Origin of the sequence: Candidatus Chlorohelix sp., from assembly GCF_037138995.1 — a bacterium.
In the GTDB taxonomy this organism is placed as follows: domain Bacteria; phylum Chloroflexota; class Chloroflexia; order Chloroheliales; family Chloroheliaceae; genus Chlorohelix.
The window spans coordinates 60,232-73,131 of the sequence record NZ_JBAXHI010000002.1; the positions used below are offsets into that span (position 1 = coordinate 60,232).

The following is a 12,900-nucleotide window of genomic DNA, read 5'->3' on the forward strand; positions in this document are numbered from 1 at the left end:
ATCGGAGGAAGCCGAAAAGCAAATGAAGCGAGACGGGCAGAAGGCGAAGTACCAACGCGCTGAAGCAGCTTTGCAACACGCCGAGAGAGAACGGCTGGGCAAAGCTGCGGGAGTTGGGAATAGACTCTGAAAAGCTGTAACATAGTTTATGCTTTGCACTAGGTCTTTTTGGGTTGCTCTCTTATCCCTGTTCCACTTCTGCCCGGCTATATGATTTTCGAGCCTCTTTGCTTGGGACAGGCACAAATTGGTGTATTATAAAGCCAATTATCACTACTGCCAGCAGCGTGCCAACCGCAAGTTGGTATCCAAGATTACCTACTTTTGGATCATTAGGATTGAATAGAAGTAAGGTGCTGCCCCATAACGCCGGACCAAGCACCGCTGCAAATTTTCCGGTAAGGTTGTAAAGACCCATAAATTCGCCCAATCTCTCCGGAGGTGTTAGCTCTATCATCAGGGTACGCGCCGAAACCCATGTGCTACCTAGCGCAATCCCCGCCAAGGGTCCGCCAATCCAGAAGAAAAAATCTCGCGGTGGTGTAGCTATTGCGATGATTAAAACTACTACCCAGATTGACAACGATATATTCAAGGCTTGTTTGGAGCCGATTTTATCCGACAGAAAGCCAAATATTATTGAGCCTACCACCGCAAAAATAGTGGCAAAAGCCAGAAAGCCGTTTCGCTGGCTAGGGCTGAACCCAATCACCTCGGTTGAATAAATACCCATTGCAGTAATAACCGTATTGAGCGCATCGGAATAAAAGAAATTGGCAACTAGAAATACAAATAGTCCCGGATAAAGCATAGATTGCTTTAAGGTTCGCAGCGTTTGCGTAATGGTAGAAGTAAAAGTTAGTTTTGTTGCTTTATGCTCAACCTTATAATGCTTTTCGCGTACAAAGATAAAGCAGGGGATAGAGAATAACAGATAGAGAACTGCCGCTATAAAAAATGAATAGGAGTTTTTGGGATTGTCGCCGGACAACGCGCCAGTGCCGTAAAGCATATCTCCCAGATAACCCACGCCTAGAAAGCCGATAATCCCGCCAAAATATCCCAAGCCTACGCCCAAACCCGATACTTTACCCCAATTACTGATAGAGCTAACCGATGGTAAAAGCGAGTCGTAAAACATCAGAGCGGATTGATAGCCCACGTTGGCGATAATGAAAAAGAGTATGCCTGAACCAAGTGACACCGCCACACCAGCCCCTAATGCGGGCGCTACGCCCATAAGAAAAAGAGCGCCGATACTTAAAATAGTCGCGCCCCCCAACCATTTCATGCGATTGCCGCCTCGATCTGAAAGTGCGCCCAATAATGGGCTAAAGATGCCGACAATCAACATTGAGATAGACATTGGCAAGGCATACCAAATATCTTCTATTTTTAGCTCATTTTTTACCCAAGCAGGAAAATAAATGCTGATAATTGACGCGCTGTAGATTGTATTTGCAAGGTCATAAGTTGCCCATGACCACGTAGCTAGAACATTAGGTTTTTTTTCAATAGCTCGTTTCGTGGCAAGTTCCGACACTGAGTACGCTCCTATTTTCCTATAATTTTGCGGGATTCAAAAATGATTTCTCCATAATACCAGAGGATTATACCAAGTGGTTTTATTCCTGCCAAAAAGGCGTTGCAAATTTGCAAAACGCGCCTGTATGTTCAAAAGCGAAGTTGTGGAATCGGAATTGAAAAGTTAAAACCCGAATCTATTACCTTGATAGGGTTGGGTCAAAAGCATCACGTAGCGCATCTCCCAACAGGTTTAATGACATAATTGCCAGTGAGAGAGTCAGGCTGGGGAAAAACATCAAAAGTGGTCTAGATTTAATCAATTGCGCCAGTTCACTAATCATACTACCCAAACTTGGGTATGGCGGTTGTACCCCCAAACCCACAAATGATAAACCCGCTTCCGCCAGCATGATACCACCTACACTGGTTGAGGCTGATATAATTATCACGCTGGCACAGTTCGGCAATATGTGATGCCTGACAATCCATCCAAAGCCCGCCCCCGAAACAATACTAGCATGTACATAATCACGCTCACGCAAAGTCAATACCTGCGAACGTACCATTCGAGCGATATTAGGCCAGCCCAGTATCACAAACGCCGCAAAAAGCCAGAACAAATCACGACCGAGCATGCCAACCAACAAAATAGCCAACAACAGACCGGGGAAAGCGTAGGTCAAATCGGCTAGGCGCATTACTCCAGTTTCAACCCAACCCCCCAGATAACCGGAAAGCAAACCCAGAAGTACACCGACAGCGGTTTCCACCAGCATGACTGAAATACCGATTGCTAGGGAAATACGAGCGCCGTACAGTATTCGGGAGAAAATATCACGTCCTAATTGGTCGGTGCCAAACCAATGCAGCGAAGAAGGTGTTTCACGCACATGGGCAAGGTCTTGGAACTTGTAGTCATAGGGTGCAAGTAACGGAGCAAGCAACGCCAATATACCCAGTAAGCCCAAATATGTGATACATACCAGTGCTACTTTGTCGCGTAACAAACGCTTTAGAACGCCGGGACGACCACGCGGACGGGTTTTCTCCTCACGAATTACCGGACACGAACCTGCCATAACATTGGAAGTTGAGGCACTTACGCGGGCTTCTTCATGTACAAAGGTGTCAATTAACGGTTCGTTTTCAAAATCCACCTGATTTAATGTATCCATATTTAATGCGCCCGACTTGCTTTCCGGTGATGAATACGCGGGTCAATCCAAAGATAAGCAATATCAACCAGTAAATTGGCACAAACAAAACTGAAAACCAATAAAAGTACAATCGCTTGCAATAAAGGATAGTCTCGGCTGTAAACCGCTTGCACCGAAAGACGACCCATCCCCGGAATTGAAAAGATATTTTCTACAATAAAGAATCCACCAACCGCAGTTCCCAGAACAGGTCCAACCATAGTTACCACCGGCAGTAGTGAGTTACGGAGGGCGTGACGGGTCATTATTGTTATTTGGCTCAAACCTTTGGCTTTAGCGGTGCGTATATAATCTTGCGAAAGTGCATCCAGAAGGGCAGAACGTGTTTGCCGGGTAAGATAGGCAGCGCCGGGTAAACCTAGTACAATCGTGGGTAGGATAGCTTGCTCCCACGAACCCCATCCCCCTATCGGTAATGCCTTAAGCTGAACCCCTAGCCACCAGATTCCAACATAAGCAATTACAAAAGAAGGGACACTGGTTCCCAAAACCACAAAACCGCGTACCACCCAATCGAGTGTACGACTGCGATAAGCGGCAGCGATTATACCAAGGGGAATACCCAAACCTAGCATAAGGAGCATCGAAAGCGCACCCAGTTGCAAGCTTACCAGCCAACTATCGCCGATAATCTCGATAACCGGAATCCCACCGCGGCTGTAGCTATACCCCAGATTGCCATGTAAAAGCTCGCCGAAGTATATCCAGAGTTGCTCAAGTATAGGCTTGTCAAGCCCGTAGTGGATAAGAATACTATCTACCACAGTCTGGCTGGCTCCGTTTTCCAACATCGCGCTCACAGGGTCGCCCGGCGCAATCCGCCCCAGCACAAAAGTAATAATCACTGCTACTAAAGCTAGAGGGAGTGCGCCAATCGCTCGCCGTAAAATCATTCGCATCTGTTTAAGCCTGATGTGAAAAGGCGGCAAACCTATTAAAAGACTTGCCGCAATTAAATTACTTTACTTCGACCTGATCGTAGGGCAAAATACCTATTGGGCTAAACTGATAGCCGCTAACATAGGGCTTGGCTACCAACCGGGTATAAATCTGGCAGATTGGCACAAACACCGCATCGTTAACCGCCACTTGTTCAGCCTGAGCATATAGCTCATACCGTTTGGTGGCATTCAATTCTGCATCGGCTGCTTCAACCAGTTTGTCGAATGTAGCGCTCTCATAACCAAAGATGTTAGAAGATGATTTTGAATGTAGCGGGATGGTCAGCAGACTTTGCGGATCAAGGTAATCCGCTACCACCCGGTCATAGAAAGAGGCTAGGCTAGTCTTCTTTCGTTCTTCGGCAACAAACTTGCTGCGCTCCATTACCTCCAATTTAACTTTCATACCTAGATTTGTATTAATCTGGCTCTGGAAAAACTCCATATAAGCCGAACTACTACCCGTACCAGCCTGTACAATTGAGAACTCCGGCAAGTTTTGACCACCGGGGAAACCAGCATCTGCCAGCAATTGCTTGGCTTTTGTCGGGTTATATTCCAGCGCCTTTACGGTTGTCGGGTAACCCGGTATTGTGCCGGGTGGGATAATACTATCCGGTAATTTGCAACTGGTAAAAACCTTGTCAATCAAGGTCTTGCGATCAATGGACATTGCTACCGCTTGTCGTACTCGGACATCCTGAAACGGTGGATAAGCCTTCGGGTTGAGTATCAACGGATATGCAGTATAGGTCAATTCTTTGGGTTGAATCAGGAACTTAGAAAGTTCTGGGTCTTCCTTGATTTGATCAAAAATCGTATCGCCTACGCTCCACACAATATCCACATCGCCTTTGGCAAACATCGCTAAACGGGCTTGAGCATCAGTGACATAGAGCATTTCGACATCAGTTTTAGGCTTTCCAAAAACGTAATTAGGATTAGCCGACAGATAGATGCTTTGGCTTTTCTTCCATTCTTTCAGAATGAAAGGACCAATTGAGGCGGTATGTTTTTCCCACCAGCGTTCGTTCTTTTCGACTTCAGTACGATCAATAATTGAAGCAATCGGTAACGCCAGCTTGGAAAGGAAATAGGGTGCAACCTTGTTCAGGGTAATCTGAACATTGCTGTCATCCAACGCCTTAAGACCGCTAATCTCGGTAGCTTTAGCAGTATAATAGTCCTCTGCTCCGGCAATATCAGTTAGATTTACCGCAGCGGCAGCTTTGAGTTTGGGGTCAAGACTGCGGGTAAGACTCCAGACTACATCTGAGGCTTTCACCGGGTTTCCATTCTGAAATTTCAAGTCTTTACGTAGGGTAAAGGTGTAAACCTTCCCATCAGTTGAAATCTGCCATTTCTCAGCAGCCAGCGCCAGAATTTCGCCTTTGGAATTATTTGTCACCAAGCCGCCAAAAATATTTACCATAATCTGACGGGTAGTGCCGGAACCGACCGGGTCTAAACTTGCCGGATTCGCATACATGTTTGCTTCCCGCAATAAACCGGGGTGGTCGCTTTTCGCAGAAGTAGCAGCAGCCGTAGTAGCAGCAGCAGCAGAAGTAGCAGCAGCCGTAGTAGCGGCGGCAGTTGTAGTAGCAGCAGTATTCACAACCGCGGGTCCTACCGTCTGGTTTGGCGCAAGGGTGGCAGCGGTAGTGGCAGCGGCGGTAGTAGTAGCGGGAACAGGCGTAGCAGTGTTATCCCCGCAAGCCGATAAAAGTAACCCTGCTAACAGAAATATTGTTGCGCCTAGCCTTAGATGGCGCGATTTCTTAGCGAAAACATTTTTACTCCTCAACTTAATCTCCTCCTTCATGGATCGTTTCAATCTAATTTGGAATCTATAGCAACTGGAATCGATTGAGCGGAGCAAATCCTTACATATTACATAAAGGATTCATTAAATATTAATTAAGTAGTTTAGATTAAATACTACGTTTTACTGTATGATAAGCTACAAACACTAAAATCCAGCTATTATTATGGATTTAGGGAGTGCCTATTTTGGGGGGGGTGAATCCCAAGAGGAATACTCTACTAACTTTAAAGCGCAAGAGCTTTTATATGTAATAACTCTGCATTTTTGGGATCTGCCTAAAACAAGCGTAGAGGTAGGCGAAAGCTTGTGTAGCTATCCAAAGCTATTGGGCAAAGCAAGAAGGACGCTTGTACAAGTAGCGCCCTTCTTTGTAAAAAGTTACTAAAATCCCATCGAGCGTCCGATTATTTCCTTCATAATTTCATTAGTTCCGGCGTAAATGCTCTGCACCCGCGCATCCAAGTACAAGCGCGTAATCGGATATTCCAGCATATAACCATAACCACCGTGAAGTTGTACGCATTGGTCGGCTACTCGCTTTTGCAAATCGCTTGCCCACCATTTCGCCATTGCCGCCGTTTCGGGAGTCAGGCTACCGGAGTTCAGTTCAGTAATACAGCGATCAACGAAAACACGCCCAATTTCGATTTCTGTTTTCATCTCCGCCAATTTAAAGCGTGAATTTTGAAAATTGCCGATGGGCTGCCCAAAAGCGGTGCGTTCCTTGCAATACTCGACTGTTATTTCCAAAGCTTTCTCACTGGCTGCCATCGCGGAAACTGCCACACTCAGGCGTTCCTGCGCCAACATTTGCATCAGATAATAGAACCCTTTGCCCTCATCTCCGAGCAAATTGGCAACCGGCACTTTCACATCCTCAAAGATTAGCTCGGCGGTATCTTGCGCTTTCAAGCCCATCTTTTCCAGTTTGCGCCCACGAGAGAAGCCTTCCATCCCGCGCTCCACCACCAGCAAACTGATACCTTTGTGGCGTTCTTTGGGGTCTGTCTTTGCTGCCACTACTACCAAATCACTCATAATTCCATTGGTAATAAAGGTCTTTTGCCCGTTGAGTAGATAATAGTCACCTTGCCGAATAGCAGCACTGCGAATTGCGCTTAAATCACTCCCGGTATTAGGTTCGGTCATAGCAATAGCAGTGATATACTCCCCAGTGCATATTTTAGGAAGCCAGCGGTGTTTTTGTTCTGGAGTAGTATATTTCAGGAAATAGGGCAATACAACGTCATTATGTAAAGTAAAGCCAGCACCTGCGCTCAATACTCCACCGTAAATGGTTTCTTCGCTAAGAATGGCGTTATAGCAGAAATCGTGAAGTCCGACTCCACCGTATTCTTCCGGTACTTCCATGCCAAGAAATCCTTGCTGACCAGCTTTCAACCATAGCTCCCTTGAAACAATGCCGTCTTTCTCCCATTGCTCAAAATTGGGAACCATTTCTTTCTCGACAAAACGTCGGACAGAGGCTCGAAACATCTCATGTTCCGCATTGAACAGGTCTCGCTTCATTTTATATCTCCTATGATAAAGCGGTAAGCGGCTTGATAAACGTTTGTACAACCAATTAAAGAGGAGAAGCGCAAATTTGCCTCTCCTAGACCTACTTTTAATGAAGGCGTAGAAAATCAAGAAGTTTGGTACTAAATTCTTCGGATTTCTCTATATGTGGGCTATGCCCGCAATCTGCCAGCACAATTTCCTCATAGCTACCACCGTTAGCCTTGTAAGTATCTAGCATACTACGAAGTTGTGAAACCATTGGCTGAGGAGGGTAAACCTCCATACCGGGCCATCCCGGAACTGCACCCAACATTCCTAAAGTGCCAAAATCAAACAAAGAATTATCGGCAACAATCTGGTCACTATCTCCCCGTATCCATAAGATACCGGGTTTGACGCTTATATTGGTAAAACTAGACTGGTTCATATATTTGGGGGAAAGGGCATTATTCACCCCAAGCATACCGGGCGCAACAGTAGGCCAATTCTCGGAATTAGTTAGGTCACCGGGATAATTGCCATCCGACACATAGGTGGAAAGCATAGCAGTGACATATTTTTCTTCTATATCCGATGCAACTTTAAAAGGGGGCTTGAAATAAAAGGCATTCATAACGTTGCGGGGTGAATTGGGCGCAGCATCGCCTCTATCCTGATTCTTAAGGCGTGTTACAAAATCAGGGTTGGCAGTGCCACCCCCCGAACCGGCGAAATCGGCAAAATGAGGTTTACCGTCAAGCCCCTGACAACCGCCAAACCCAAAAGGTGAGCTTGCAGCTTCCAATATTAAAGAACGCAAGGTATCTGAATGGTCTATGGCGTATTCCATCACTACGTTGCCACCTAATGACCAACCAAGCAAATGGAAAGGAGGAAGGTTAAGAGCGGTGACAAAGCTATACACATCGTCCGCGTAATCTTTCATACCTCTAGTAGCATCCACCGGCAAAGTCTGGGTCTTACCGTAACCCCGCAAATCGGGGGCATAAACATGATACTCCCCGGTATTTGCCAGAGCGAGCATCAAATGCTCAAAAAACAGGTTGCATGAAACATTTCCATGAATCAGAACAACCGGTGTTTTATTAGCCTTGCCAGCCTCAAGATAGGCAACTTCGAGTCTATCGGTGCTAATACATTGATAATTAATACCCGGTAAAAAATTAATCTCACTCATAATTTCATCCGTTTTCTTGTATGTTTTTTTGAGAATACTATAAAGTACAATGGGAGAAACAGGAGTTGGAATAGCAGTTTCCCGAAGCAGAAATGTAACATTGGAAAATGGAATTGTCAATAAAGACAAGGGGTGTATCAGGGCTGTTGCAAGAAAGGAATTGTCCCCTATAAAACCTTTTTTATAGGGGGTTTGACAAAGAAATAGGTTCGAATTGGTAGGGGCGTATCGCGATGCGCCCTCGTTTGGTGGTGTTTTTTGTGGGTGATGTGGCAATAAAAGGAGGGCGGTTCGCCTGTGCCCCGTAGTGGGTACGAACCGCCCCTACAAAAACGATTTTCTGGTGGTTTGGGGAGCCGTTGAATATATAAATACTGACTATGCAACAGCCCTAAGGGGTGTATGCCCCTTGCCTGAAATCCAAGAATCTTGAGAAAATAACTAAAGCGTTTGCAACTTACCTATGATGGCATCTGCTGCTTCTTGCGTGCCTACAGCGTCATGGGCATTGCGATCGTGCTTCATATCAATTGTTACTTTATTGCCTTCTTCGATTACTGCCGCGATAGCTTTTTCCAATCTTTTGGCAGCGTCAAACTCTCTAAGATGGCGCAACATCATCAAACCGGAAAGAATCATTGCCAGAGGGTTGGCTATGTTTTGACCTGCTATCTGAGGTGCGCTACCGTGAGTAGCTTCAAAAACGGCAAATTCATCGCCAATATTACCACCGGGAGCCATACCCGGGCCGCCAATCAAACCTGCCCCCAAATCCGATAAAATATCACCGTATAGGTTAGGCAGCACCAGCACATCGTAATCCTCTGGGTATTGCACCAAATGCATAGTAATTGCATCTACAATCACTTCTGAGAATTCAATGTCGGGATACTCTTTTGAAATTTCACGGGCAGTATCCAGAAACAAGCCATCGGTGAACTTCATGATATTGGCTTTATGCACCACCGTGACCTTGCGGCGGTTGTTGTCGCGGGCGTATTCAAAAGCGTACTTAACAATACGCCGAGTGCCATACGCGCTTGCAGTTTTTATGCTGAGCGCCATATCGTCTCTGAGTTTGCTTCCAAAATCCTTTTTCATCTCGGTAATCAACCTTTTTGTTTCAGGCTGATTTTCCCTATATTCTACTCCAGCGTAGAGATCCTCCATATTTTCGCGCACAAACACGAGGTCAACAGAATCATAACGGCTGTTTACACCCTTATAAAACTTGCAAGGGCGAACGCAGGAGTATAAATCAAGGCTTTGGCGCAAAGCTACATTTATACTTCTGAAACCTTTACCGATTGGCGTAGTTATTGGTCCTTTTATAGCTACTTTGTTTCTACGAACCGACTCAAGAGTTCCTTCCGGCAATAAACTACCACTACGCTCTAGTTCCTCGCCCCCAGCATTTTTTACTTCCCAGTTAAATTCCAGCCCGGTAGCATCCAGCACTCTGCGAGTTGCTTCGGTAACCTCTGGACCAATACCATCTCCGGGTATTAGGGTTACGTTATAGCTCAATTTCTGCTCCTTTATGTGTGATTATCAGTAATTTACTGACCTAAAATCCCCCCAAATTTCATAGTTACTTGCTACATCAACTGATTTAACGCTGGTCAATTGAAACAAAAACAAGATCTATTTGACCCTTATATTCGGCTGCCGGACGGATAAGTCGGTTGTTAACCATCTGCTCCAGCACATGTGCAGACCATCCGGCTGAGCGTCCTACCGCAAAAGTAGGGGTAAATAAATCACCCGGTAAGTTCAAAGAATCTAAAAGAACTGCCGAATAGAATTCTACATTGGTATAAAGGTTATGACCGGGTTTATATTCTTCCAGCAGTAAAAGCGCTGTTTCCTCCACATGATGAGCCAGTTCATATACTTCAGGGTTAGCAAGTTTTGCAAGTTCTTGCAATGGTAAAGAACGCGGGTCTTCGGTTTTGTATATGCGATGACCAAAGCCCATAAGGCGGACATTATGCGAAAGTGCATCTCGTAGCCAAGCTTCGGCATTATCTGGCGAACCGATTGCCAGTAGCATATCCTTAACTTTTGAGGGCGCACCTCCATGCAAGGGTCCCTTTAACGCCCCGATTGCTGCTACCAGAGCCGAACCCATATCCGACTCTGTGCTGGAAACTACTCGCGCAGCAAAAGTAGAAGCGTTCATCCCATGATCCGACAATAGCACTAAATAAGCGTTCATTGCCTTTACATGATTTGCAGAAGGGATATTTCCGGTTAATAGGTAAAGATAATTTGCAGCATGGCTGAGTTCAGGAATCGATTCGAGTGGTTCAAGTCCTTGCCGCAAACGGTGAAATGCCGCCAAGAAAACGGGCATTCTACTAACCAGCGCAAAAGCTTGATCCAGACTTGGCGCACCTTCAATTGAGGAAGCCGACCAAGCAGATACAGCAGTGCGTAACGCATCCATTGGTTGAGTGGTTGCAGGTAAGCCCCGCAGGGTTGTCAATACCGATGCTGGTAAAGTTCGTTCGGCAGCCAACTTTTCCTGAAGCTCCTCCAATTCTGTAGGATTTGGCAAACGACCATACCAAAGTAAATAAACCACTTCTTCATATATGGCATTACGTGCAAGGTCTTGAACGTCATAACCTCGATAAATCAGTCGTCCTGCTGTTCCATCAACTTTGCTTAGTGTGGTAGTAGCCGCAACAATTCCTTCCAGACCAGCTTTAAATCCTTTACTTTCGGCACTTTTTACTACTGCGGAATTATCATTCAAAACAATTGCAGTCTCTGACATAGTTACCCCCTCCTGAAAAATGAACTGATGACCCAATTCGTTGCTCTTAGAACGGCAATTTCCTATATAAGAGCAATAAACAATGAACTGCATACAGAACCTTCCTAAGAGGAAATGTTCCGAATTAGCGCGGTTCAAATAGTTGCAAAATATAAAATATTTACTTACATATGGAATAGGCTCTTATCGATGAGCAAAGTAGTATGGTCGATCTTGAAAAGCATCGGCTATGAACTAAACCCTGAGCAGCCAGGAAACTCTTGCTTCGTTGCAAAATGAGGAATGACAAAATTATCTATATATTATATTTTAGTAATGTCATTAGCAAATAGCACATTGGGTTTATCTATTATATCTATAGTTCATACTTTTGGCGAGTCGATTCTAATTAATTTCTAGTTGAAGATTGCGAAAGCCCGCAACAGGCTTTCTAGCTTTTTTCCTGTTCACTTTCAGAATGCTTTTTCTTTCGCAACACCGATGGGTCATACAAACCGAGTATCGGAATCCAGAACCACCAAGGGTTAGGCAGGGTCTGGAAGATTTCAGGTGTATATTTACGGGCATGCTTGATAAAGCGGTGAGGCCAATATAATGGAAGCAATTTCCAAAATGGCTCAGGCGCACGCTTCAGTGAAGAAATTAAACCCTTAAAATCATTCCCCCTGTCATATTTTTTTCTATCCTCTTCGAGCTGCTTCTGTACAATTGCTCGGAATCTTTCGGTAGCAGTATCCCAATCCATTCCTTCATCAATTAGTTCGGAAGGTTCGATTGGTTTGCCGAAATGTATTGTAACGGGAGCAGGCAACACCCCATAATACATAAAAGGGAAAACCAAAAGAAAGAAAATTATAGGGCTTAAATGCAGGTAGGGTAATTTAAGCAAGCGAGCAATTATATCAAACAAACGATTCCTATTTGCGTATGGGTGAAAATATTCAGAGCCAACAATAGTTACCGGTATAATATAAGCATTATGTTTGGTAGCAAGGCGCAACATAGGCGTTTTAAACGGCATGAGCTTGTAGCGATCCTTGAAATCACGCGCTATGCCCGGTACGCCCTCTGGAAAAATAATTACGTGTTTGCCTTGTTTTAACAGATTTACAAAGTTTCGAGCAGTTGCATCTACACAGCCTACTCTATACCACCATTTAACTATGCGGAAAAGAAAATTCCTTTTTAACAGAGTAACCTGACGGTCAACCAGAGCGCGAGGTTTTTCCTCCACAGGAAACCCCAATTGCTCGTGCCAGTACATACTCACGGCGTAATCAAGCAAAATACCATCCCAAGGAAAAGAACGTCCCGCATGATTAGCTGCAAATATTATCGAACGTCCTTGATTGGGATCGGGTAAATCTTCTAACCCAACTTGCTGAAGTCTGAAGTAATATTTAGCAAGCGGATCCAGCACTTCGCGTGCCAAATCAATGGCATAGGCGGGGTGAAACCAACTTTGGTTTGATTTTTTGCTCAAGTTATTATTTTCCCTAGGTGCAATCTCACTTAACAGGTTTTAGCTTCTTTCATTGTTATAAGGTTATAAGCGTTTTCGCCTGAAGTAAATCTGAGAACTGCCATATACAGTCAGATTTATTTTGACTGTATCGTTTGATAGACACACTCTTTGCACTACCCATAACTGATCCAATTGGATGAAACAAAACCGTAAAGAGATTATGTTTTTTCGACCCTATAATTACAGACCATTATAAGGTACTATTTTACTCTAAATCAGCCAAGATTTCTGTAACTGCAAAATGTGATAATGTGACTGAATCAAGCTTTTTGACAATTGAGTTTAACCAGTTCGTAAATCTTCCTTATCCTAAGCTAAATCTGATTGGATGGTGTAAAATCTCGTCAAAATTATTTCCCCAATACGATTTCACTTTGAAAGGATA

At 44.7% G+C, this 12,900-nt stretch carries 9 protein-coding genes; all 9 read right to left on the minus strand.

The genetic code is table 11. The features are described 5' to 3' along the window. Positions 1-181 precede the first annotated feature (181 nt). Positions 182-1,543 carry an MFS transporter gene (locus WCK19_RS01440; protein ID WP_342395566.1) on the minus strand — a complete coding sequence of 454 codons (1,362 nt, stop codon included), beginning with the start codon at positions 1,541-1,543 and terminating at the stop codon, positions 182-184. A gap of 181 nt (positions 1,544-1,724) precedes the next feature. Then, positions 1,725-2,702 (minus strand): ABC transporter permease, encoded by a 978-nt coding sequence (locus WCK19_RS01445; RefSeq protein ID WP_342395567.1) that lies wholly within the window; start codon positions 2,700-2,702, stop codon positions 1,725-1,727. A gap of 2 nt (positions 2,703-2,704) precedes the next feature. Next, a complete protein-coding gene (locus WCK19_RS01450; protein ID WP_342395568.1) occupies positions 2,705-3,637 on the minus strand; it encodes an ABC transporter permease in 933 nt (310 codons plus the stop codon). Between the two features lie 64 nt (positions 3,638-3,701). Then, a complete protein-coding gene (locus tag WCK19_RS01455) occupies positions 3,702-5,489 on the minus strand; it encodes a peptide ABC transporter substrate-binding protein (protein WP_342395569.1) in 1,788 nt (595 codons plus the stop codon). Positions 5,490-5,891: 402 nt separating this feature from the next. Then, on the minus strand, positions 5,892-7,040 hold the full coding sequence (locus WCK19_RS01460; RefSeq protein WP_342395570.1) for an acyl-CoA dehydrogenase family protein: 1,149 nt from the start codon (positions 7,038-7,040) through the stop codon (positions 5,892-5,894). Positions 7,041-7,137: 97 nt separating this feature from the next. Continuing rightward, a complete protein-coding gene (locus WCK19_RS01465; RefSeq protein WP_342395571.1) occupies positions 7,138-8,208 on the minus strand; it encodes an alpha/beta hydrolase in 1,071 nt (356 codons plus the stop codon). A 441-nt stretch (positions 8,209-8,649) separates the two neighbouring features. Continuing rightward, complete coding sequence (locus WCK19_RS01470) at positions 8,650-9,735, minus strand: isocitrate/isopropylmalate dehydrogenase family protein (protein WP_342395572.1); 1,086 nt, start codon at positions 9,733-9,735, stop codon at positions 8,650-8,652. An 85-nt stretch (positions 9,736-9,820) separates the two neighbouring features. After that, complete coding sequence (locus WCK19_RS01475) at positions 9,821-10,990, minus strand: citrate synthase (protein ID WP_342395573.1); 1,170 nt, start codon at positions 10,988-10,990, stop codon at positions 9,821-9,823. A 430-nt stretch (positions 10,991-11,420) separates the two neighbouring features. Continuing rightward, complete coding sequence (locus tag WCK19_RS01480) at positions 11,421-12,473, minus strand: 1-acyl-sn-glycerol-3-phosphate acyltransferase (protein WP_342395574.1); 1,053 nt, start codon at positions 12,471-12,473, stop codon at positions 11,421-11,423. Between the last annotated feature and the right edge of the window lie 427 nt (positions 12,474-12,900).